The organism is Streptomyces sp. 4N124 (assembly GCF_052245395.1).
GTDB lineage: Bacteria > Actinomycetota > Actinomycetes > Streptomycetales > Streptomycetaceae > Streptomyces.
Genome location: NZ_JBQQBS010000017.1, coordinates 86251 through 106609, shown reverse-complemented (window position 1 = coordinate 106609; position 20359 = coordinate 86251). Strand labels below are relative to the sequence as shown.

Sequence of the window (20359 nt, the reverse complement as noted above, 5' to 3'; positions counted from 1 at the left end):
CCCTGGTGCCGGAGATGCCGGTTTCGGCGCATGATGGAGGCACTCCGACCAGTACGGGGGAGGTGCTCCATGACGCACCCGTCGTGGCAGCCGTGGCAGGGCAACGGCACGCCGCAGTCGTGGCAGGGAAGCGGGAGTCCTGCCCCGCAGCGGTGGCAGGGGGCCGGTGTCCCGCAGCCATGGGCCGGCCAGGGCAGCCCGTCCATGCTCGCCTCGCACGCCGACCGTGAGCGTGCCGTGGACGTGCTCAGAGCGGGGTTCGGCGAGGGGCGGCTGGAGCAGGCGGAGTTCGAGAAGCGGGTCGGACGGGCCTACGCGGCCCGTACGGTGGGTGAGCTGGCGCTGCTGGTCGCCGACCTGCCGCAGGGGCCCGTACCGCACCCTGCGCCCGTCACAAGCGTGCCGGGGACGTTTCTGCCGGCCCGGCCGCAGACGAACGGCAAGGCGGTCGGCTCCGCGGTGTGCGGTGCGCTGTGTCTGCTGACGTTCGGGCTGGCCGGCGTCCCCGCGGTGGTCCTGGGCCACGCCGCCCGTGCCGAGATCCGCCGGACCGGGGAGGCGGGCGATGCGCTCGCGCTCACGGGGCTGGTGATCGGCTGGCTGTCCACGGTGGGATGGGCGATCCTACTGACCGCGATGATCGTGGCCGCCGCCGCGTCCGCGTGACGCGCGCGGATCGTCGATTCGAAGATCATCAGCCGCACAGGGGCTTGACATGCTCCCTGCCGCGATCCGGCCGAGGCCCATTTGTTTTGACCGCAGCGAATGAGGTAGGTACGCTCAGACCTTGTGCCTGGGGTGTGCCCTGGCTCTCGTGCGTGCCTTCAACCGCACTGGGGTCCGAGAGCGGCCACCGTAATCTGCGCCTCTTTCTGCCTTGCGGCGGGAGTCTGCGGGTTCGACACACCCGACCGCGTGGGTCGGCGACGTTCCAGGTTAGCTTCACATTCGGCACACAGAAACCGGAGAAGTAGTGCCTACGATCCAGCAGCTGGTCCGCAAGGGCCGGCAGGACAAGGTCGAGAAGAACAAGACGCCCGCACTCGAGGGTTCCCCTCAGCGCCGCGGCGTCTGCACGCGTGTGTTCACGACCACCCCGAAGAAGCCGAACTCGGCCCTGCGTAAGGTCGCGCGTGTGCGTCTGACCAGCGGGATCGAGGTCACCGCTTACATTCCGGGTGAGGGACACAACCTGCAGGAGCACTCCATCGTGCTCGTGCGTGGTGGCCGTGTGAAGGACCTGCCGGGTGTTCGCTACAAGATCATCCGCGGTTCCCTTGACACCCAGGGTGTGAAGAACCGCAAGCAGGCCCGCAGCCGCTACGGCGCCAAGAAGGAGAAGTAAGAATGCCTCGTAAGGGCCCCGCCCCGAAGCGCCCGGTCATCATCGACCCGGTCTACGGTTCTCCTCTTGTCACGTCGCTCATCAACAAGGTGCTGCTGAACGGTAAGCGCTCCACTGCCGAGCGGATCGTTTACGGCGCCATGGAGGGCCTGCGCGAGAAGACCGGCAACGACCCGGTCATCACCCTCAAGCGCGCTCTCGAGAACATCAAGCCGACCCTCGAGGTCAAGTCCCGCCGTGTCGGTGGCGCCACCTACCAGGTCCCGGTCGAGGTCAAGCCCGGCCGTGCCAACACCCTGGCGCTGCGCTGGCTGGTCGGTTACTCCCGCGCCCGTCGCGAGAAGACCATGACCGAGCGTCTGCTCAACGAGCTTCTCGACGCTTCGAACGGCCTTGGTGCGGCCGTCAAGAAGCGCGAGGACACGCACAAGATGGCCGAGTCCAACAAGGCCTTCGCGCACTACCGCTGGTAGTCGCTACCCCATCGAGAGAACCGAGAGAAGACGAAAGCCTTATGGCTACCACTTCGCTTGACCTGGCCAAGGTGCGCAATATCGGCATCATGGCCCACATCGACGCGGGCAAGACGACAACCACCGAGCGGATCCTGTTCTACACCGGCGTTTCGTACAAGATCGGTGAGGTCCACGACGGCGCTGCCACCATGGACTGGATGGAGCAGGAGCAGGAGCGTGGCATCACGATCACCTCTGCTGCCACCACCTGTCACTGGCCGCTGGAAGACGTCGACCACACCATCAACATCATCGACACCCCGGGCCACGTGGACTTCACCGTCGAGGTGGAGCGTTCGCTGCGTGTGCTCGACGGTGCCGTGACGGTGTTCGACGGCGTCGCCGGCGTTGAGCCGCAGTCCGAGACGGTGTGGCGTCAGGCGGACCGCTACGGCGTTCCGCGCATCTGCTTCGTGAACAAGCTCGACCGCACGGGCGCCGAGTTCCACCGCTGCGTGGACATGATCTCGGACCGTCTGGGCGCGCAGCCGATCGTCATGCAGCTCCCGATCGGTGCCGAGGCCGACTTCAAGGGCGTCGTCGACCTGGTCACCATGAAGGCGTTCGTGTGGTCCGCCGAGGCCACCAAGGGCGAGATGTACGACGTCGTCGACATCCCGGACACGCACACCGAGGCTGCCGAGGAGTACCGCGGCAAGCTGCTGGAGGCCGTGGCCGAGAACGACGAAGAGATCATGGAGCTGTACCTGGAGGGCGAGGAGCCTTCCGCGGAGCAGCTGTACGCCGCGATCCGTCGCGTCACCATCGCGTCCGGCAAGTCCAGCGACACCACCGTCACCCCGGTGTTCTGCGGTACCGCGTTCAAGAACAAGGGCGTTCAGCCCCTGCTCGACGCGGTCGTGCGCTACCTCCCCTCCCCGCTCGACGTCGAGGCCATCGAGGGCCACGACGTCAAGGACCCGGAGCTGGTCGTCAAGCGCAAGCCGTCCGACGACGAGCCGCTGTCCGCCCTTGCGTTCAAGATCATGAGCGACCCGCACCTCGGCAAGCTCACCTTCGTCCGGGTCTACTCGGGCCGCCTGGAGTCCGGCACCGCCGTGCTGAACTCCGTCAAGGGCAGGAAGGAGCGCATCGGCAAGATCTACCGCATGCACGCGAACAAGCGTGAGGAGATCGAGTCGGTGGGCGCCGGTGACATCGTCGCCGTCATGGGCCTGAAGCAGACCACCACCGGTGAGACGCTGGCCGACGACAAGAACCCGGTGATCCTGGAGTCCATGGACTTCCCGGCGCCGGTCATCCAGGTCGCCATCGAGCCCAAGTCGAAGGGCGACCAGGAGAAGCTGGGCGTCGCGATCCAGCGCCTGGCCGAGGAGGACCCGTCCTTCCAGGTCCACTCGGACGAGGAGACCGGCCAGACCATCATCGGCGGTATGGGCGAACTGCACCTCGAGGTGCTGGTCGACCGTATGCGCCGTGAGTTCAAGGTCGAGGCCAACGTCGGCAAGCCGCAGGTCGCGTACCGCGAGACGATCCGCAAGGCCGTCGAGCGCGTGGACTACACCCACAAGAAGCAGACCGGTGGTACCGGTCAGTTCGCCAAGGTGCAGATCGCGATCGAGCCCATCGAGGGCGGCGACGCCTCGTACGAGTTCGTGAACAAGGTGACCGGTGGTCGTATCCCGAAGGAGTACATCCCTTCGGTCGACGCCGGTGCGCAGGAGGCCATGCAGTTCGGCATCCTCGCCGGGTACGAGATGACGGGCGTCCGCGTCACGCTTCTCGACGGTGCCTACCACGAGGTCGACTCCTCCGAGCTCGCGTTCAAGATCGCCGGTTCGCAGGCCTTCAAGGAGGCCGCGCGCAAGGCCAGCCCCGTGCTGCTCGAGCCGATGATGGCCGTCGAGGTCACCACGCCCGAGGACTACATGGGTGAGGTCATCGGCGACATCAACTCCCGCCGTGGTCAGATCCAGGCCATGGAGGAGCGGGCCGGTGCCCGCGTCGTGAAGGGCCTCGTGCCCCTCTCGGAGATGTTCGGCTACGTCGGAGACCTCCGCAGCAAGACATCGGGTCGCGCAAGCTACTCGATGCAGTTCGACTCCTACGCCGAGGTTCCGCGGAACGTCGCCGAGGAGATCATCGCGAAGGCCAAGGGCGAGTAACGCACTCCGTTCACACGCTTTAGGCTTGACTCCGGAGCCTCAGGGGGCATTCCGCCACAATCGTGGTGCGAATGCCCCGGGCCCGGGCTTTCCAGCAAAGATCACCTGGCGCCGATGAAGCAAGGCGTTCAGAACCACTCCACAGGAGGACCCCAGTGGCGAAGGCGAAGTTCGAGCGGACTAAGCCGCACGTCAACATCGGCACCATCGGTCACATCGACCACGGTAAGACGACCCTCACGGCCGCCATTACCAAGGTGCTGCACGACGCGTACCCGGACCTGAACGAGGCCTCGGCCTTCGACCAGATCGACAAGGCTCCTGAGGAGCGCCAGCGCGGTATCACCATCTCCATCGCGCACGTCGAGTACCAGACGGAGACGCGTCACTACGCCCACGTCGACTGCCCCGGTCACGCGGACTACATCAAGAACATGATCACCGGTGCTGCCCAGATGGACGGCGCCATCCTCGTGGTCGCCGCCACCGACGGCCCGATGCCGCAGACCAAGGAGCACGTGCTCCTGGCCCGCCAGGTCGGCGTTCCGTACATCGTCGTCGCCCTGAACAAGGCCGACATGGTGGACGACGAGGAGATCCTGGAGCTCGTCGAGCTCGAGGTCCGTGAGCTGCTCTCCGAGTACGAGTTCCCGGGCGACGACCTGCCGGTCGTCAAGGTCTCGGCGCTCAAGGCCCTTGAGGGCGACAAGGAGTGGGGCCAGTCGGTCCTGAACCTGATGCAGGCCGTGGACGAGAACATCCCGCAGCCCGAGCGTGACGTCGACAAGCCGTTCCTGATGCCGATCGAGGACGTCTTCACGATCACCGGTCGTGGCACCGTCGTCACCGGTCGTATCGAGCGTGGTGTCCTCAAGGTCAACGAGACCGTCGACATCGTGGGCATCAAGCAGGAGAAGACCACCACCACGGTCACCGGCATCGAGATGTTCCGCAAGCTGCTCGACGAGGGTCAGGCCGGTGAGAACGTCGGTCTGCTGCTTCGTGGCATCAAGCGCGAGGACGTCGAGCGCGGCCAGGTCATCATCAAGCCGGGCTCGGTCACCCCGCACACCGAGTTCGAGGCGCAGGCCTACATCCTGTCCAAGGACGAGGGTGGCCGCCACACGCCGTTCTTCAACAACTACCGCCCGCAGTTCTACTTCCGTACGACGGACGTGACCGGCGTGGTGACCCTCCCCGAGGGCACCGAGATGGTCATGCCGGGTGACAACACCGAGATGAAGGTGGAGCTCATCCAGCCCGTCGCCATGGAGGAGGGCCTGAAGTTCGCCATCCGTGAGGGTGGCCGGACCGTGGGCGCCGGCCAGGTCACCAAGATCAACAAGTGATCTGACCCGGTAGGTCTCTGAAGGGGCCCGTACGACTTCGGTCGTGCGGGCCCCTTCTCCATGCGCCCTATTCGAACAATTCCGATGGTTGTGCTGTGGCCAGGTGAAACCTAGTCGAACGTTGTGGGGCGGATTGGCGAGAGTTCCGGCAATTTCGAAACGGCCGCGCGAGGAATGTTCTTTTCTGTCCCGGTGGGGCGGAACGTACAGCCGTAGCGTGAACGGTCGTCCGTGGCCGTCGGGCTCCGAGCAACTACCGAGGATGGCAAGGTCTCTTGATGCAGGGTGTGCGCAGCCGTTTGTCGGTGCCGATGCCGGCCGTGGTGGCCCAGCGCCCACCACAACTGACCCGCGCGCCAAGCCCGGACCGGCCCACCCGCGTTGCCCGGCAGCGCCCCAGGCTCTACGTCCTCGACGGCATCCGCCTGCTCGCCGCCCTGATGGTGGTCCTGCACCACTTCGTCGGCACGAGCCGGGTCAACCGGCCGGGCAACGTGATCTGGGACCGCCCGGTGTCGGAGATCATGCCGACGGTGTTCCGTGTCTCGTCCTTCGGCTGGATCGGCGTCGAGATCTTCTTCGTGATCAGCGGCTTCGTGATCTGCATGTCCTGCTGGGGCCGTACGCCCAAGGACTTCTTCGTGTCGCGGGTGATCCGCCTCTACCCGGCCTACTGGTTCGCGGTCTTCTTCACGACCGCCGTGCTGGTGCTCATGCCCGGGGTGTGGGAGCGGCTGTCGATGCGGAAGGTGCTCTTCAACCTGACGATGCTGCAAGCGGGTTCGGGCGTGCCGCACGTCGACGGCGTGTACTGGACGCTCTGGTCGGAGCTGCGGTTCTATCTGCTGTTCCTCATCGTCGTCGCCATGGGCCTGACCTACCGCAGGGTCATCATCTTCTGCTGCGTCTGGGGCGCGGCCGCGATGCTCGCCCCCATCTCCGAATTCCCGCTCATGGTCCTCGTCGCGGACCCCAGCGCCGCCTGGTACTTCATCGCCGGCCTCGCCCTCTACCTGATGCACCGCTTCGGCCAGGACCTGCTCCTGTGGGGCATCCTCGCGATGGCCTGGCTCATGGGCCAGTTGGAGCTGGGGGAGCGGGTCGGGCACGAGGGCGTCAGCAGCTGGCGCGGCGCGGTGGTCATCTTCACCGCCTTCATGCTGTTCATGGTCGCCATCGCCCTCGGCTACACCGACCGCATCCAGTGGAGGTGGCTGGTGACGGCGGGCTGCCTGACCTATCCGCTCTACCTCGTGCACTACGTCGCCGGTACGGTCCTCATCAGCCGCCTGCACGACACGATGGACCCCCGCCTGCTGGTCGCCTCCCTCATCGCCGGCTTCATGGTGCTGAGCTGGCTGGTGCACCGGCTCGTGGAACGTCCGGCGGCACGGGCGCTGAAGAAGGGGCTGGACTCGTCCTTCGTACGGCTGCGGGGCTTCCAGCGCGCGGCCTGAGGCCTTCGGCCACGCAGCCCTGTGTTTGACCTGCGTCACGCTCGGGGTATTCTCTCCGGCTCGATTGGCCAGGCCCCTGCCCCATATGGCAGACTGTCCGAGTTGCTCGGTCGAGTGTTGATGCTGCGCGCCTCCCGCCGGGAGGACCGGAAGCGAGTCCCACAGTACTCGTCGTCCTAACTGCCTCACGGCAGCGCTGGGACGGACGTACGGGAATCTTTCGGGAAGTGTCAGTGCGGCACCGGCCAGGCACCCGGTGGGTCTTCACCCCCGGCCGTGCTTTCCCAGCAGGGAAGTTCCAGAGATGGGACATCCGTGTCAGCGAGAGTGCGACACGCCCGACCGCGTGGGTCGGAGGTGGAGTGTTCGGAACATCGGGTTCCAGAGCGTTAAACGAGAGACAGGACTACTAGTAGCCATGGCGGGACAGAAGATCCGCATCCGGCTCAAGGCCTACGACCACGAGGTCATCGACTCCTCGGCGAAGAAGATCGTCGAGACGGTGACGCGTACTGGTGCGTCGGTCGCGGGCCCGGTGCCGCTGCCCACTGAGAAGAACGTGTACTGCGTCATCAAGTCGCCGCACAAGTACAAGGACTCGCGCGAGCACTTCGAGATGCGCACGCACAAGCGCCTGATCGACATTCTCGACCCCACCCCCAAGACCGTTGACTCTCTGATGCGACTCGACCTCCCGGCCGGTGTCGACATCGAGATCAAGCTCTGAGGGTCGGTGAGCTGAGAATGACCAAGCAGATCAAGGGCATCCTGGGCGAGAAGCTCGGCATGACGCAGGTGTGGGACGAGAACAACCGTGTTGTTCCGGTCACCGTCGTCAAGGCCGGCCCGAACGTCGTGACCCAGGTCCGTACGAATGACAGTGACGGCTACGAGTCGGTCCAGATCGCCTTCGGCGAGATCGACCCGCGCAAGGTGAACAAGCCCCTCAAGGGTCACTTCGCCAAGGCCGACGTCACCCCCCGTCGCCACCTCGTCGAGATCCGTACCGCTGACGCCAGCGAGTACACCCTCGGCCAGGAGATCACCGCTGAGGTGTTCGAGGCCGGGATCAAGGTCGACGTGACCGGCAAGAGCAAGGGCAAGGGCTTCGCCGGTGTCATGAAGCGCCACAACTTCCGTGGCCTCGGCGCCGGACACGGCACCCAGCGCAAGCACCGCTCTCCCGGTTCCATCGGTGGCTGCGCCACCCCGGGCCGTGTGTTCAAGGGCCTCCGCATGGCGGGTCGTATGGGCAATGAGCGGGTCACCACCCAGAACCTGACCGTCCACGCCGTTGACGCGGAGAAGGGTCTGCTGCTCATCAAGGGCGCGGTTCCCGGTCCGAACGGCGGCCTCGTCCTGGTCCGCACCGCGGCCAAGGGGGCCTGAGGTAACCGATGAGCACTGTTGACATCCTTTCGCCCGCCGGCGAGAAGGCCGGAAGCGTCGAGCTCCCCGCGGAGATCTTCGACGTAGAGAAGATCAGCGTTCCGCTGCTTCACCAGGTCGTCGTCGCGCAGCTGGCCGCTGCCCGCCAGGGCACCCACAAGACCAAGCGCCGCGGCGAAGTCCGTGGTGGTGGCAAGAAGCCTTACCGCCAGAAGGGCACCGGCCGCGCCCGTCAGGGCTCGACCCGTGCGCCGCAGTTCGCCGGCGGTGGCGTCGTCCACGGCCCGCAGCCGCGTGACTACTCGCAGCGGACCCCGAAGAAGATGAAGGCCGCGGCCCTGCGCCACGCCCTCACCGACCGGGCCCGCAACAACCGCATCCACGTCGTCTCCGGCGTCATCGAGGGCGAGAGCCCGTCGACGAAGGCCGCGAAGACGCTCTTCGGCAAGATCAGCGAGCGCAAGAACCTGCTGCTCGTCATCGACCGTGCCGACGAGGCCGCGTGGCTGTCCGCCCGCAACCTGCCCCAGGTCCACATCCTGGAGCCGGGCCAGCTGAACACGTACGACGTTCTCGTCTCGGACGACGTGGTCTTCACCCAGGCCGCCTTCGAGTCCTTCGTGTCCGGCCCGAAGGCCAATGACACCGAAGGGAGCGAGGTCTGATGGCCATCCGTCACCCCGCCATTGCCTCCAAGGCCGCCAAGAAGGCCAAGGCCGCGCGCGTCGCCAAGGCGCGTCGCCACGCCACCGAGGGCAAGAACACCGTCGTCACCCCGGCGAGCAAGGCGTACACGGATCCCCGTGACGTCCTGCTGAAGCCGGTGGTGTCCGAGAAGAGCTACGCGCTCATCGACGAGAACAAGTACACGTTCCTGGTCGACCCGAGTGCCAACAAGACCCAGATCAAGCAGGCCGTCCAGGCGGTCTTCTCGGTCAAGGTCACCGGGGTCAACACGATCAACCGTCAGGGCAAGCGCAAGCGGACCCGCACCGGCTTCGGCCAGCGTGCGGCGACCAAGCGCGCGATCGTGACCCTCGCTGAGGGCGACCGTATCGACATCTTCGGCGGTCCGACCGCGTAAGCGGGTCGGATCGTCCGATATCGGACGAGGACTGAGAAATGGGAATCCGCAAGTACAAGCCGACTACGCCGGGCCGTCGTGGTTCCAGCGTCGCCGACTTCGTCGAGGTCACGCGGTCCACGCCGGAGAAGTCGCTGGTCCGCCCGCTGCACAGCAAGGGCGGCCGTAACAACGCCGGTCGTGTGACCGTTCGCCACCAGGGTGGCGGACACAAGCGCGCCTACCGTGTCATCGACTTCCGTCGCCATGACAAGGACGGCGTGCCGGCGAAGGTCGCGCACATCGAGTACGACCCCAACCGCACCGCGCGCATCGCGCTGCTGCACTACGCCGACGGCGAGAAGCGCTACATCCTCGCCCCGCGCAACCTGCAGCAGGGTGACCGCGTCGAGAACGGTCCCGGGGCCGACATCAAGCCGGGCAACAACCTGGCGCTCCGCAACATCCCGGTCGGTACCACGATCCACGCGATCGAGCTCCGTCCGGGTGGCGGCGCCAAGTTCGCCCGCTCCGCCGGTGCCTCCGTGCAGCTGCTCGCGAAGGAGGGCCAGATGGCCCACCTCCGTATGCCGTCCGGTGAGATCCGCCTGGTCGACGTGCGCTGCCGCGCCACCGTCGGCGAGGTCGGCAACGCCGAGCAGTCCAACATCAACTGGGGCAAGGCCGGCCGCAAGCGCTGGCTGGGCGTCCGCCCGACCGTTCGCGGTGTGGCGATGAACCCGGTTGACCACCCGCACGGTGGTGGTGAGGGCAAGACCTCCGGTGGTCGCCACCCGGTCAGCCCCTGGGGTCAGAAGGAAGGACGTACTCGTTCGCCCAAGAAGGCGTCGAACAAGTACATCGTCCGCCGCCGCAAGACGAACAAGAAGCGCTAGGAGCGGGTTTAGATGCCGCGCAGTCTCAAGAAGGGGCCCTTCGTCGACGACCACCTGATCAAGAAGGTGGACGCCCAGAACGAAGCCGGTTCCAAGAACGTCATCAAGACCTGGTCCCGTCGCTCGATGATCGTCCCGGCCATGCTCGGCCACACGATCGCGGTGCACAACGGCAAGACCCACATCCCGGTGTTCGTCACCGAGTCGATGGTCGGCCACAAGCTCGGCGAGTTCTCGCCGACGCGCACCTTCCGGGGTCACGTCAAGGACGACCGGAAGTCGAAGCGCCGCTAACGCGGATCGCATTCAGACAAAGAAACCTGAAAGGGACAACCATGGAAGCCAGGGCCCAGGCGCGGTACATCCGCGTCACGCCCATGAAGGCCCGCCGCGTGGTGGACCTCATCCGTGGCATGGACGCCACGGAGGCCCAGGCGGTCCTGCGATTCGCTCCGCAGGCCGCCTCCGAGCCGGTCGGCAAGGTGCTCGACAGCGCCATTGCCAACGCCGCGCACAACTACGACCACACCGACGCCGACAGCCTCTTCATCTCCGAGGCGTACGTCGACGAGGGCCCGACCCTGAAGCGGTTCCGTCCGCGCGCCCAGGGCCGTGCCTACCGGATCCGCAAGCGGACCAGCCACATCACCGTGGTCGTCAGCAGCAAGGAAGGAACCCGGTAATGGGCCAGAAGGTAAACCCGCATGGGTTCCGCCTCGGTGTCACGACCGACTTCAAGTCGCGTTGGTACGCCGACAAGCTGTACAAGGACTACGTCAAGGAAGACGTCGCCATCCGTCGGATGATGACGTCCGGCATGGAGCGCGCCGGTATCTCGAAGGTGGAGATCGAGCGCACCCGTGACCGCGTGCGTGTGGACATCCACACCGCTCGTCCGGGCATCGTCATCGGCCGCCGTGGCGCCGAGGCCGACCGCATCCGCGGTGACCTGGAGAAGCTGACCGGCAAGCAGGTCCAGCTGAACATCCTCGAGGTCAAGAACCCGGAGACGGACGCTCAGCTGGTGGCCCAGGCCGTCGCCGAGCAGCTGTCCTCCCGCGTCTCCTTCCGTCGGGCCATGCGTAAGAGCATGCAGTCCGCCATGAAGGCCGGCGCCAAGGGCATCAAGATCCAGTGCGGTGGCCGTCTCGGCGGCGCCGAGATGTCCCGCTCGGAGTTCTACCGCGAGGGCCGTGTGCCCCTGCACACGCTCCGCGCGAACGTGGACTACGGCTTCTTCGAGGCCAAGACGACCTTCGGCCGTATCGGTGTGAAGGTCTGGATCTACAAGGGCGACGTCAAGAACATCGCCGAGGTCCGCGCCGAGAACGCCGCGGCCCGTGCCGGCAACCGCCCGGCTCGTGGTGGCGGCGGCGCCGACCGCCCGGCCCGTGGTGGCCGTGGTGGCGAGCGCGGCGGTCGCGGTCGTAAGCCGCAGCAGGCTCCCGCTGCCGAGGCCCCCAAGGCCGAGGCTCCGGCGGCTGCCGCTCCGGCTGAGAGCACCGGAACGGAGGCCTGACCGACATGCTGATCCCCCGTAGGGTCAAGCACCGCAAGCAGCACCACCCGAAGCGCTCCGGCATGTCCAAGGGTGGCACGCAGGTTGCGTTCGGCGAATACGGCATCCAGGCGATGACCCCGGCGTACGTCACGAACCGCCAGATCGAAGCGGCTCGTATCGCCATGACCCGTCACATCAAGCGTGGCGGCAAGGTCTGGATCAACATTTACCCGGACCGCCCCCTGACGAAGAAGCCCGCCGAGACCCGCATGGGTTCCGGTAAGGGTTCTCCCGAGTGGTGGGTGGCCAACGTCAAGCCCGGGCGTGTGATGTTCGAGCTGTCGTACCCCAACGAGAAGATCGCGCGCGAGGCCCTGACCCGTGCGGCTCACAAGCTGCCGATGAAGTGCAAGATCGTCAAGCGCGAGGCAGGTGAAGCGTGATGTCGGCCGGTACCAAGGCGTCAGAGCTGCGCGAGCTGGGCAACGAGGAGCTCCTCAACAAGCTCCGCGAGGCCAAGGAAGAGCTGTTCAACCTCCGCTTCCAGGCGGCGACCGGACAGCTCGAGAACCACGGTCGGCTCAAGGCCGTCCGTAAGGACATCGCGCGGATCTACACCCTCATGCGTGAGCGCGAGCTGGGCATCGAGACGGTGGAGAGCGCCTGATGAGTGAGAGCAACGTGACTGAGCAGACCGCAGAGGCGCGCGGCTTCCGCAAGACCCGTGAGGGTCTCGTCGTCAGCGACAAGATGGACAAGACCGTCGTCGTCGCCGTCGAGGACCGCGTCAAGCACGCGCTGTACGGCAAGGTCATCCGCCGTACGAACAAGCTCAAGGCGCACGACGAGCAGAACGCCGCGGGTGTCGGCGACCGTGTCCTCCTCATGGAGACCCGGCCGCTGTCCGCGACGAAGCGCTGGCGCGTCGTCGAGATCCTCGAGAAGGCGAAGTAATCAAGCGGGGTTCGCCCCGCTGCCCCGCCGGGGGCTCTGCCCCCGGCGCGGGTTTCGCTTGCAAGAGGCTTAAGTAATTCCTGCGGGAACTACCCGCAGGACGGTTCCGCCAGGCTCGCAGGGTCGTCCCGTAGGGGCGCTGCGGGAACCGGCAGACAAACAGGAGATAGACGTGATCCAGCAGGAGTCGCGACTGCGTGTCGCCGACAACACTGGTGCGAAGGAAATCCTTTGCATCCGTGTGCTCGGTGGCTCCGGTCGCCGCTACGCGGGCATCGGTGACGTCATCGTCGCCACCGTCAAGGACGCGATCCCCGGTGGCAACGTGAAGAAGGGTGACGTCGTCAAGGCGGTCATCGTTCGCACCGTCAAGGAGCGCCGCCGTCCGGACGGCTCGTACATCCGCTTCGACGAGAACGCCGCCGTCATTCTGAAGAACGACGGCGACCCTCGCGGCACCCGTATCTTCGGCCCCGTCGGCCGTGAGCTGCGCGAGAAGAAGTTCATGAAGATCATCTCGCTCGCGCCGGAGGTGCTGTAAGCATGAAGATCAAGAAGGGCGACCTGGTCCAGGTCATCACCGGTAAGGACAAGGGCAAGCAGGGCAAGGTCATCGCGGCCTTCCCCCGTGAGGACCGTGTCCTGGTCGAGGGTGTCAACCGGGTCAAGAAGCACACCAAGGCCGGTCCGACCGCTCGCGGTTCGCAGGCCGGTGGCATCGTCACGACCGAGGCGCCGATCCACGTCTCCAACGTCCAGCTGGTCGTTGAGAAGGACGGCAACAAGGTCGTCACGCGTGTCGGTTACCGCTTCGACGACGAAGGCAACAAGATCCGCGTTGCCAAGCGGACGGGTGAGGACATCTGATGGCTACCACCACCACTCCGCGTCTGAAGACGAAGTACCGCGAGGAGATCGCGGGCAAGCTGCGTGAGGAGTTCTCCTACGAGAACGTCATGCAGATCCCCGGCCTCGTCAAGATCGTGGTCAACATGGGTGTGGGCGACGCCGCCCGCGACTCCAAGCTGATCGACGGCGCTATCCGCGACCTCACCACGATCACCGGTCAGAAGCCGGCCGTCACCAAGGCCCGCAAGTCCATCGCGCAGTTCAAGCTGCGTGAGGGTCAGCCGATCGGTGCCCACGTCACGCTCCGTGGCGACCGCATGTGGGAGTTCCTGGACCGCACCCTGTCGCTCGCGCTGCCGCGCATCCGCGACTTCCGCGGTCTGTCCCCCAAGCAGTTCGACGGCCGTGGCAACTACACCTTCGGTCTCACGGAGCAGGTCATGTTCCACGAGATCGACCAGGACAAGATCGACCGCGTCCGGGGTATGGACATCACCGTGGTCACCACGGCGACCAACGACGCTGAGGGCCGCGCGCTCCTTCGTCACCTCGGCTTCCCCTTCAAGGAGGCGTAAGCGAGATGGCGAAGAAGGCTCTGATTGCCAAGGCTGCTCGTAAGCCCAAGTTCGGCGTACGTGGCTACACGCGCTGCCAGCGCTGCGGCCGTCCGCACTCCGTGTACCGCAAGTTCGGCCTGTGCCGCGTGTGCCTTCGTGAGATGGCTCACCGTGGCGAGCTGCCGGGCGTGACCAAGAGCTCCTGGTAGTCCCGTACTTCGGGATTCCAGAGGCTCTCGGTAAGTAAAGGGCAGTGTCAGGAGCCCACCTCTCCATGGCTTAGGCTTGGAGGGTTGGGCGCCTGACGCCCATACGACTTACTACGCCGTAGGTCCACCGCGCCGCACCCGTCCCGTCTCGGATCGGGGAGAGGGATGGCGCACCAGGAAACCCCGGCGAGAGAGGCCGAAGGCCAATTCATGACCATGACTGATCCGATCGCAGACATGCTTACGCGTCTGCGGAACGCGAACTCGGCATACCACGACACCGTGGCGATGCCGCACTCGAAGATCAAGTCGCACATCGCGGAGATCCTCCAGCAGGAGGGCTTCATCACGGGCTGGAAGGTCGAGGACGCCGAGGTCGGCAAGAACCTCGTCCTGGAGCTGAAGTTCGGCCCCAACCGTGAGCGCTCCATCGCGGGCATCAAGCGGATCTCCAAGCCCGGTCTCCGGGTGTACGCGAAGTCCACCAACCTGCCGAAGGTGCTCGGCGGCCTCGGCGTGGCGATCATCTCCACGTCCCACGGGCTTCTCACCGACAAGCAGGCCGGCAAGAAGGGCGTAGGCGGAGAAGTTCTCGCCTACGTCTGGTAGCGGAAGGGAACGGAGGAAACAGCTATGTCGCGCATTGGCAAGCTCCCCATCACGGTTCCCGCCGGCGTGGACGTCACCATCGATGGCCGTACGGTCCAGGTGAAGGGCCCCAAGGGCACCCTCTCCCACACCATTGCGGCGCCGATCGAGATCGCTAAGGGCGAGGACGGCGTGCTGAACGTCGTGCGTCCGAACGACGAGCGTCAGAACAAGGCCCTGCACGGCCTGTCCCGCACGCTGGTGGCGAACATGATCACCGGCGTGACCCAGGGTTACGTGAAGAAGCTCGAGATCAGCGGTGTCGGTTACCGCGTGCAGGCCAAGGGTTCGAACCTCGAGTTCGCGCTCGGCTACAGCCACCCGATCACCGTCGAGGCGCCCGAGGGCATCACCTTCAAGGTCGAGAACCCGACGCGGTTCTCGGTCGAGGGCATCGACAAGCAGAAGGTCGGCGAGGTTGCGGCCAACATCCGCAAGCTGCGCAAGCCCGACCCGTACAAGGCCAAGGGCGTCAAGTACGAGGGCGAAGTCATCCGCCGCAAGGTCGGAAAGGCGGGTAAGTAAGCCATGGCATACGGACAGAAGATCCTTAAGGGCGACGCCTACAAGCGCGCCGCGATCAAGCGCCGTCACATCCGGATCCGTAAGAAGGTCTCGGGTACGGCGGAGCGTCCCCGTCTGGTCGTTACCCGCTCCAACCGCCACATCGTGGCCCAGGTGATCGACGACATCAAGGGTCACACCCTGGCGTCGGCGTCCACCCTGGACACCTCGGTGCGCGGTGGCGAGGGCGACAAGTCCGCACAGGCCAAGCAGGTCGGCGCCCTGGTCGCCGAGCGCGCCAAGGCCGCGGGCGTCGAGGCCGTCGTATTCGACCGTGGTGGCAACCAGTACGCCGGGCGCATCGCCGCCCTGGCGGACGCCGCCCGCGAAGCCGGACTGAAGTTCTAGTCGGTTCCGTAGCTAGCGGAGACAGAGAGAGGTAATTCCAATGGCTGGACCCCAGCGCCGCGGTGGCGGTGCCGGTGGCGGCGAGCGGCGGGACCGGAAGGGCCGTGACGGCGGCGCAGCTGCCGCCGAGAAGACCGCGTACGTTGAGCGCGTTGTCGCGATCAACCGCGTCGCCAAGGTTGTGAAGGGTGGTCGTCGCTTCAGCTTCACTGCGCTCGTCGTAGTGGGCGACGGTGACGGCACCGTGGGTGTCGGTTACGGCAAGGCCAAGGAGGTGCCGGCCGCCATCGCCAAGGGTGTTGAGGAGGCCAAGAAGCACTTCTTCAAGGTCCCCCGGATCCAGGGCACCATCCCGCACCCGATCACGGGTGAGAAGGCTGCCGGCGTCGTTCTCCTCAAGCCGGCTTCGCCGGGTACCGGTGTTATCGCCGGTGGTCCCGTGCGTGCCGTCCTGGAGTGCGCCGGTATCCACGACGTGCTGTCGAAGTCGCTCGGCTCGTCGAACGCGATCAACATCGTGCACGCGACCGTGGAGGCCCTGAAGGGCCTGCAGCGTCCCGAGGAGATCGCGGCTCGCCGTGGTCTGCCGCTCGAGGACGTCGCTCCCGCGGCTCTGCTGCGTGCGCGTGCCGGGGCTGGTGCTGCGTAATGGCTCAGCTCAAGATCACGCAGACGAAGTCGTACATCGGCAGCAAGCAGAACCACCGTGACACCCTGCGCTCCCTTGGTCTCAAGGGCATCAACACGCAGGTCGTCAAGGAGGATCGTCCCGAGTTCCGCGGCATGGTGCACACCGTCCGCCACCTCGTGACGGTCGAGGAGGTCGACTGATCATGGCGGAGCAGAACCCGCTCAAGATCCACAACCTCCGTCCGGCCCCGGGCGCCAAGACCGCCAAGACCCGTGTGGGTCGTGGTGAGGCGTCGAAGGGTAAGACGGCCGGTCGTGGTACCAAGGGCACCAAGGCCCGCTACCAGGTTCCGGAGCGCTTCGAGGGTGGGCAGATGCCCCTCCACATGCGTCTCCCGAAGCTGAAGGGCTTCAAGAACCCGTTCAAGACCGAGTACCAGGTCGTGAACCTCGACAAGCTGGCCGCGCTCTACCCCGAGGGTGGCGAGGTCACCGTCGAGGGTCTGGTGGCCAAGGGTGCCGTTCGCAAGAACAGCCTCGTCAAGGTGCTCGGCCAGGGCGAGATCTCCGTGGCGCTGCAGGTGACGGTCGACGCCGTCTCCGGCTCCGCCAAGGAGAAGATCACCGCCGCCGGCGGCACCGTCACCGAGCTCGTCTGAACACCTCAGGCGTCTTGATGACTTGAGCGATCCCGACCGGGGATACCCACAAATGGGGTATCCCCGGTTGGTCGTTCCAAGGGTGGCAGTCCCACGGGTAAGGTGGCCTGCACTGCCAACTTTTACTGAGTGCTTCACGTGGGGCACTCAGAGCGGCAGTTGACCGTTACGTATGTCGTTATCCATCGGAATCTCACAACCGTCACCCTTGACGCAGAAGCGCGGGGGTCGCAGGAGGCACCGTGCTCACCGCGTTCGCCCGGGCGTTCAAGACGCCCGACCTGCGCAAGAAGCTGCTCTTCACGCTCGGCATCATCGTGATCTACCGGATCGGTACGCATATCCCGATCCCCGGTGTCGACTATCAGAACGTCCAGACCTGTATCGACGTGGCCAAGGGCAACCAGGGCCTGTTCGGTCTGGTCAACATGTTCAGCGGCGGCGCGTTGCTGCAGATCACGATCTTCGCGCTCGGCATCATGCCGTACATCACGGCGAGCATCATCCTGCAGCTGCTGACGGTGGTGATCCCACGGCTCGAGGCCCTCAAGAAGGAGGGCTCGGCCGGCACAGCGAAGATCACGCAGTACACCCGGTATCTGACGGTCGCGCTCGCCGTCCTCCAGGGCACCGGCCTGGTCGCCACCGCCCGCAGCGGCGCGCTCTTCCAGGGCTGCCCCGTGGCCTCCGAGATCGTTCCGGACCAGTCGATCTTCGTGACCATCACCATGGTCATCACCATGACCGCCGGTACGGCCGTCGTGATGTGGCTCGGTGAGCTCGTCACCGACCGCGGCATCGGCAACGGCATGTCGATCCTGATGTTCATCTCGATCGCCGCGACCTTCCCGTCCGCGCTGTGGGCCATCAAGACGCAGGGCTCCCTGGCCGACGGCTGGATCGAGTTCGGCACCGTCGTCCTCGTCGGCCTGTTCATGGTCGGCCTGGTGGTCTTCGTCGAGCAGGCACAGCGCCGCATCCCGGTGCAGTACGCGAAGCGGATGATCGGCCGCCGGTCCTACGGCGGTACGTCCACGTACATCCCGCTGAAGGTGAACCAGGCGGGTGTGATTCCCGTCATCTTCGCCTCGTCACTGCTCTACATCCCGGCACTGATCGCGCAGTTCTCGAGCGGAAACTCCAGCTGGAAAACGTGGATCGAGTCACACCTGGTGAAGGGTGACCATCCGATTTACATCACTCTGTACTTCTTGCTCATCGTTTTCTTCGCGTTCTTCTACGTGGCTATCTCCTTCAACCCCGAAGAAGTAGCCGACAACATGAAGAAGTATGGTGGCTTCATCCCGGGCATCCGGGCTGGCCGGCCGACCGCTGAGTACCTGTCGTACGTGCTCAACCGGATCACCTGGCCGGGTTCGCTGTACCTGGGTCTGATCGCTCTCGTCCCGACAATGGCGTTGGCTGGTTTCGGGGCAAACCAGAACTTCCCGTTCGGTGGCACCAGCATCCTGATCATCGTGGGTGTCGGTCTCGAGACGGTGAAGCAGATCGAGAGCCAGCTCCAGCAGCGCAATTACGAAGGGTTCCTCCGCTGATGCGAATCGTCCTCGTCGGGCCGCCGGGCGCCGGTAAGGGTACGCAGGCCACGCGCCTTGCCGAGAAGCTGCGCATCCCGCACATCTCCACGGGCGACCTGTTCCGCGCGAACATCAGCCAGCAGACGGAACTCGGCAAACTCGCGAAGTCCTACATGGACGCCGGCAACCTGGTCCCCGACGAGGTCACCATCGCGATGGCCAAGGACCGCATGGAGCAGCCCGACGCGGAGAACGGCTTCCTGCTCGACGGCTTCCCGCGCAATGTCTCGCAGGCCGAGGCGCTGGACGAGGTGCTGGAGACCGAGGACGTCAAGCTGGACGCGGTGCTGGATCTTGAGGCACCCGAGGAAGAGGTCGTCAAGCGGATCGCCGGCCGACGGATCTGCCGCAGGGACTCCGCGCACGTCTTCCATGTGACGTACAGCGCGCCGAAGAAGGAGGGCGTCTGCGACGTCTGCGGCGGTGAGCTGTACCAGCGGGACGACGACTCCGAGGAGACGGTCCGCAAGCGGCTCGAGGTCTACCACACGCAGACCGAGCCGATCATCGACTACTACAAGACGCAGGGCCTGGTCGTGACGATCAACGCGATGGGCCCCGTGGACGAGGTCACCGGTCGTGCGCTGGAGGCGCTGAAGCGCGAGGGCGACGAGAAGTAGTCGTTCGTACGTTGCCGTAGCCGCGGTTCCCCGTCGGGGGGCCGCGGCTACTGCGTGAGAGCGGACGCAGGCCGCGCACGTATGGTTGTGGAAGCAGCCCCATTTCTCCCCGTTCCAGAAAGGCCACCGCCGACATGGTGCAGATCAAGTCCCCTGAGCAGATCGCCAAGATGCGTGAGGCAGGGCTGGTCGTTGCCGCCATTCACGCGGCGACGCGGGAGGCGGCCGTGCCGGGTGCCTCCACCAAGGACCTGGACGAGGTCGCGCGCAAGGTGATCGCGGAGCACGGGGCCAAGTCGAACTTCCTCGGGTACGGCGGCTTCCCGGCCACCATCTGTACCTCCGTGAACGAGGTCGTGGTCCACGGCATCCCGTCCGACGAGGTCGTCCTCAAGGACGGCGACATCATCTCCGTCGACGCCGGCGCGATCATCGACGGCTGGCACGGCGACGCGGCCTACACCGTCTTCGTGGGCTCCGGTCACGCTCCGGAGCTGATCGAGCTGTCCCGGGTGACGGAGGAGTCGATGTGGGCGGGCATCGCGGCGATGAAGCAGGGGAATCGCCTCGTCGACGTCTCCCGTGCCATCGAGACGTACATCCGCCGCCAGCCGAAGCCCGGGGGCGGGCGCTACGGGATCATCGAGGACTACGGCGGTCATGGCATCGGCACGGAGATGCACATGGATCCGCATCTGCTGAACTATGTCGAGAAGCGGCGTGGCAAGGGGCCGAAGCTGGTGCCCGGGTTCTGCCTCGCGATCGAGCCGATGGTGTCGCTGGGTACGCCGAAGACCGAGGTTCTCGCGGATGACTGGACGGTTGTCACGACGGACGGTACGTGGTCGTCCCACTGGGAGCATTCGGTTGCGTTGACTGAGCAGGGGCCGTTGGTGCTTACGTCTCCCGACGGGGGTAAGGCGAAGTTGGCGGAGTACGGGGTCGTTGCTGCGCCGGACCCGTTGGTCTGAGCGCCTGCCGGGGAGGGTTGTCCGGTTGATCGGCGGCTGCGGCCCGTGGGGGCTTGTCGCGCAGTTCCCCGTGCCCCTTCGGGGCGCTTAATGATCTGCCTGTTGGGGCAG

Annotated in this window: 30 protein-coding genes; all 30 read left to right on the top strand. The window is 65.7% G+C overall.

Going from position 1 to position 20359, the window contains the following annotated elements; translation table 11 throughout:
* The first annotated feature begins 69 nt into the window (after positions 1-69).
* Complete coding sequence (locus ACTWQO_RS19440; protein WP_443238585.1) at positions 70-666, top strand: DUF1707 and DUF4190 domain-containing protein; 597 nt, start codon at positions 70-72, stop codon at positions 664-666.
* A 307-nt stretch (positions 667-973) separates the two neighbouring features.
* Entirely contained in the window at positions 974-1345 is a 372-nt protein-coding gene (gene rpsL, locus ACTWQO_RS19435; RefSeq protein ID WP_003948652.1) for a 30S ribosomal protein S12, read from the top strand.
* Positions 1346-1347: 2 nt separating this feature from the next.
* Complete coding sequence (gene rpsG / locus ACTWQO_RS19430) at positions 1348-1818, top strand: 30S ribosomal protein S7 (RefSeq protein ID WP_003998848.1); 471 nt, start codon at positions 1348-1350, stop codon at positions 1816-1818.
* 41 nt (positions 1819-1859) lie between these two features.
* The gene (gene fusA, locus ACTWQO_RS19425; RefSeq protein WP_443238584.1) at positions 1860-3986 is read left to right on the top strand and encodes an elongation factor G; all 2127 of its coding nucleotides are present in this window, start codon (positions 1860-1862) and stop codon (positions 3984-3986) included.
* A gap of 155 nt (positions 3987-4141) precedes the next feature.
* Positions 4142-5335: an elongation factor Tu gene (tuf, locus tag ACTWQO_RS19420; RefSeq protein ID WP_155058653.1), complete on the top strand. Its 1194-nt coding sequence runs from the start codon at positions 4142-4144 to the stop codon at positions 5333-5335.
* A gap of 278 nt (positions 5336-5613) precedes the next feature.
* Positions 5614-6792: an acyltransferase family protein gene (locus ACTWQO_RS19415; protein WP_443238583.1), complete on the top strand. Its 1179-nt coding sequence runs from the start codon at positions 5614-5616 to the stop codon at positions 6790-6792.
* 418 nt (positions 6793-7210) lie between these two features.
* Positions 7211-7519 (top strand): 30S ribosomal protein S10, encoded by a 309-nt coding sequence (rpsJ, locus tag ACTWQO_RS19410; RefSeq protein WP_003948644.1) that lies wholly within the window; start codon positions 7211-7213, stop codon positions 7517-7519.
* Between the two features lie 17 nt (positions 7520-7536).
* Complete coding sequence (rplC, locus tag ACTWQO_RS19405; RefSeq protein ID WP_301983280.1) at positions 7537-8181, top strand: 50S ribosomal protein L3; 645 nt, start codon at positions 7537-7539, stop codon at positions 8179-8181.
* An 8-nt stretch (positions 8182-8189) separates the two neighbouring features.
* Positions 8190-8846, top strand: coding sequence for a 50S ribosomal protein L4 (gene rplD, locus ACTWQO_RS19400; RefSeq protein ID WP_301983281.1), 657 nt, complete (start codon positions 8190-8192; stop codon positions 8844-8846).
* Positions 8846-9265, top strand: a complete 420-nt coding sequence (gene rplW / locus ACTWQO_RS19395) for a 50S ribosomal protein L23 (RefSeq protein ID WP_210572716.1) — start codon at positions 8846-8848, stop codon at positions 9263-9265. The genes rplD and rplW overlap by 1 nt, the downstream gene beginning before the upstream one ends.
* Positions 9266-9303: 38 nt before the next feature.
* Positions 9304-10140 (top strand): 50S ribosomal protein L2, encoded by an 837-nt coding sequence (gene rplB, locus ACTWQO_RS19390; protein ID WP_059192905.1) that lies wholly within the window; start codon positions 9304-9306, stop codon positions 10138-10140.
* Between the two features lie 12 nt (positions 10141-10152).
* The gene (gene rpsS, locus ACTWQO_RS19385; protein ID WP_007384069.1) at positions 10153-10434 is read left to right on the top strand and encodes a 30S ribosomal protein S19; all 282 of its coding nucleotides are present in this window, start codon (positions 10153-10155) and stop codon (positions 10432-10434) included.
* 41 nt (positions 10435-10475) lie between these two features.
* Positions 10476-10823: a 50S ribosomal protein L22 gene (gene rplV, locus ACTWQO_RS19380; RefSeq protein ID WP_155058649.1), complete on the top strand. Its 348-nt coding sequence runs from the start codon at positions 10476-10478 to the stop codon at positions 10821-10823.
* Positions 10823-11659: a 30S ribosomal protein S3 gene (gene rpsC, locus ACTWQO_RS19375; protein WP_171143557.1), complete on the top strand. Its 837-nt coding sequence runs from the start codon at positions 10823-10825 to the stop codon at positions 11657-11659. Before rplV ends, rpsC begins: the two co-directional genes overlap by 1 nt.
* A 5-nt stretch (positions 11660-11664) precedes the next feature.
* Positions 11665-12084, top strand: a complete 420-nt coding sequence (rplP, locus tag ACTWQO_RS19370; protein ID WP_155058647.1) for a 50S ribosomal protein L16 — start codon at positions 11665-11667, stop codon at positions 12082-12084.
* The gene (gene rpmC, locus ACTWQO_RS19365; RefSeq protein ID WP_010036720.1) at positions 12084-12308 is read left to right on the top strand and encodes a 50S ribosomal protein L29; all 225 of its coding nucleotides are present in this window, start codon (positions 12084-12086) and stop codon (positions 12306-12308) included. The genes rplP and rpmC overlap by 1 nt, the downstream gene beginning before the upstream one ends.
* Positions 12308-12595 (top strand): 30S ribosomal protein S17, encoded by a 288-nt coding sequence (rpsQ, locus tag ACTWQO_RS19360; protein ID WP_003992363.1) that lies wholly within the window; start codon positions 12308-12310, stop codon positions 12593-12595. The genes rpmC and rpsQ overlap by 1 nt, the downstream gene beginning before the upstream one ends.
* 172 nt (positions 12596-12767) lie before the next feature.
* Positions 12768-13136 carry a 50S ribosomal protein L14 gene (rplN, locus tag ACTWQO_RS19355; RefSeq protein WP_003998823.1) on the top strand — a complete coding sequence of 123 codons (369 nt, stop codon included), beginning with the start codon at positions 12768-12770 and terminating at the stop codon, positions 13134-13136.
* Between the two features lie 2 nt (positions 13137-13138).
* Positions 13139-13462, top strand: coding sequence for a 50S ribosomal protein L24 (gene rplX / locus ACTWQO_RS19350; RefSeq protein WP_003992365.1), 324 nt, complete (start codon positions 13139-13141; stop codon positions 13460-13462).
* A complete protein-coding gene (gene rplE, locus ACTWQO_RS19345; protein WP_307661676.1) occupies positions 13462-14019 on the top strand; it encodes a 50S ribosomal protein L5 in 558 nt (185 codons plus the stop codon). The genes rplX and rplE overlap by 1 nt, the downstream gene beginning before the upstream one ends.
* Before the next feature lie 5 nt (positions 14020-14024).
* The gene (locus ACTWQO_RS19340) at positions 14025-14210 is read left to right on the top strand and encodes a type Z 30S ribosomal protein S14 (RefSeq protein WP_003948630.1); all 186 of its coding nucleotides are present in this window, start codon (positions 14025-14027) and stop codon (positions 14208-14210) included.
* Between the two features lie 210 nt (positions 14211-14420).
* Positions 14421-14819: a 30S ribosomal protein S8 gene (gene rpsH / locus ACTWQO_RS19335; protein ID WP_015658459.1), complete on the top strand. Its 399-nt coding sequence runs from the start codon at positions 14421-14423 to the stop codon at positions 14817-14819.
* A gap of 24 nt (positions 14820-14843) precedes the next feature.
* A complete protein-coding gene (rplF, locus tag ACTWQO_RS19330; RefSeq protein WP_210572735.1) occupies positions 14844-15383 on the top strand; it encodes a 50S ribosomal protein L6 in 540 nt (179 codons plus the stop codon).
* 3 nt (positions 15384-15386) lie between these two features.
* A complete protein-coding gene (gene rplR, locus ACTWQO_RS19325) occupies positions 15387-15770 on the top strand; it encodes a 50S ribosomal protein L18 (RefSeq protein WP_301983287.1) in 384 nt (127 codons plus the stop codon).
* A 40-nt stretch (positions 15771-15810) separates the two neighbouring features.
* The gene (gene rpsE / locus ACTWQO_RS19320) at positions 15811-16419 is read left to right on the top strand and encodes a 30S ribosomal protein S5 (protein ID WP_030671799.1); all 609 of its coding nucleotides are present in this window, start codon (positions 15811-15813) and stop codon (positions 16417-16419) included.
* Entirely contained in the window at positions 16419-16601 is a 183-nt protein-coding gene (gene rpmD, locus ACTWQO_RS19315) for a 50S ribosomal protein L30 (RefSeq protein ID WP_005481207.1), read from the top strand. Before rpsE ends, rpmD begins: the two co-directional genes overlap by 1 nt.
* Positions 16602-16603: 2 nt before the next feature.
* Positions 16604-17059, top strand: a complete 456-nt coding sequence (gene rplO, locus ACTWQO_RS19310; RefSeq protein WP_014674382.1) for a 50S ribosomal protein L15 — start codon at positions 16604-16606, stop codon at positions 17057-17059.
* Positions 17060-17301: 242 nt separating this feature from the next.
* Positions 17302-18615, top strand: a complete 1314-nt coding sequence (gene secY / locus ACTWQO_RS19305) for a preprotein translocase subunit SecY (protein WP_328358836.1) — start codon at positions 17302-17304, stop codon at positions 18613-18615.
* Entirely contained in the window at positions 18615-19277 is a 663-nt protein-coding gene (locus ACTWQO_RS19300; protein ID WP_443238582.1) for an adenylate kinase, read from the top strand. The genes secY and ACTWQO_RS19300 overlap by 1 nt, the downstream gene beginning before the upstream one ends.
* A 134-nt stretch (positions 19278-19411) precedes the next feature.
* Entirely contained in the window at positions 19412-20248 is an 837-nt protein-coding gene (map, locus tag ACTWQO_RS19295; RefSeq protein ID WP_443238581.1) for a type I methionyl aminopeptidase, read from the top strand.
* Positions 20249-20359: the final 111 nt, after the last annotated feature.

Bases quoted from the DNA above. Each gene is read 5' to 3' on its own strand.
- ACTWQO_RS19440 (WP_443238585.1), top strand. From the start codon at position 70: ATGACGCACCCGTCGTGGCAGCCGTGGCAGGGCAACGGCACGCCGCAG.
- rpsG (WP_003998848.1), top strand. From the start codon at position 1,348: ATGCCTCGTAAGGGCCCCGCCCCGAAGCGCCCGGTCATCATCGACCCG.
- fusA (WP_443238584.1), top strand. From the start codon at position 1,860: ATGGCTACCACTTCGCTTGACCTGGCCAAGGTGCGCAATATCGGCATC.
- ACTWQO_RS19415 (WP_443238583.1), top strand. From the start codon at position 5,614: ATGCAGGGTGTGCGCAGCCGTTTGTCGGTGCCGATGCCGGCCGTGGTG.
- rpsJ (WP_003948644.1), top strand. From the start codon at position 7,211: ATGGCGGGACAGAAGATCCGCATCCGGCTCAAGGCCTACGACCACGAG.
- rplC (WP_301983280.1), top strand. From the start codon at position 7,537: ATGACCAAGCAGATCAAGGGCATCCTGGGCGAGAAGCTCGGCATGACG.
- rplD (WP_301983281.1), top strand. From the start codon at position 8,190: ATGAGCACTGTTGACATCCTTTCGCCCGCCGGCGAGAAGGCCGGAAGC.
- rplW (WP_210572716.1), top strand. From the start codon at position 8,846: ATGGCCATCCGTCACCCCGCCATTGCCTCCAAGGCCGCCAAGAAGGCC.
- rplB (WP_059192905.1), top strand. From the start codon at position 9,304: ATGGGAATCCGCAAGTACAAGCCGACTACGCCGGGCCGTCGTGGTTCC.
- rpsS (WP_007384069.1), top strand. From the start codon at position 10,153: ATGCCGCGCAGTCTCAAGAAGGGGCCCTTCGTCGACGACCACCTGATC.
- rplV (WP_155058649.1), top strand. From the start codon at position 10,476: ATGGAAGCCAGGGCCCAGGCGCGGTACATCCGCGTCACGCCCATGAAG.
- rpsC (WP_171143557.1), top strand. From the start codon at position 10,823: ATGGGCCAGAAGGTAAACCCGCATGGGTTCCGCCTCGGTGTCACGACC.
- rplP (WP_155058647.1), top strand. From the start codon at position 11,665: ATGCTGATCCCCCGTAGGGTCAAGCACCGCAAGCAGCACCACCCGAAG.
- rpmC (WP_010036720.1), top strand. From the start codon at position 12,084: ATGTCGGCCGGTACCAAGGCGTCAGAGCTGCGCGAGCTGGGCAACGAG.
- rpsQ (WP_003992363.1), top strand. From the start codon at position 12,308: ATGAGTGAGAGCAACGTGACTGAGCAGACCGCAGAGGCGCGCGGCTTC.
- rplX (WP_003992365.1), top strand. From the start codon at position 13,139: ATGAAGATCAAGAAGGGCGACCTGGTCCAGGTCATCACCGGTAAGGAC.
- rplE (WP_307661676.1), top strand. From the start codon at position 13,462: ATGGCTACCACCACCACTCCGCGTCTGAAGACGAAGTACCGCGAGGAG.
- ACTWQO_RS19340 (WP_003948630.1), top strand. From the start codon at position 14,025: ATGGCGAAGAAGGCTCTGATTGCCAAGGCTGCTCGTAAGCCCAAGTTC.
- rpsH (WP_015658459.1), top strand. From the start codon at position 14,421: ATGACCATGACTGATCCGATCGCAGACATGCTTACGCGTCTGCGGAAC.
- rplF (WP_210572735.1), top strand. From the start codon at position 14,844: ATGTCGCGCATTGGCAAGCTCCCCATCACGGTTCCCGCCGGCGTGGAC.
- rplR (WP_301983287.1), top strand. From the start codon at position 15,387: ATGGCATACGGACAGAAGATCCTTAAGGGCGACGCCTACAAGCGCGCC.
- rpsE (WP_030671799.1), top strand. From the start codon at position 15,811: ATGGCTGGACCCCAGCGCCGCGGTGGCGGTGCCGGTGGCGGCGAGCGG.
- rpmD (WP_005481207.1), top strand. From the start codon at position 16,419: ATGGCTCAGCTCAAGATCACGCAGACGAAGTCGTACATCGGCAGCAAG.
- rplO (WP_014674382.1), top strand. From the start codon at position 16,604: ATGGCGGAGCAGAACCCGCTCAAGATCCACAACCTCCGTCCGGCCCCG.
- ACTWQO_RS19300 (WP_443238582.1), top strand. From the start codon at position 18,615: ATGCGAATCGTCCTCGTCGGGCCGCCGGGCGCCGGTAAGGGTACGCAG.
- map (WP_443238581.1), top strand. From the start codon at position 19,412: ATGGTGCAGATCAAGTCCCCTGAGCAGATCGCCAAGATGCGTGAGGCA.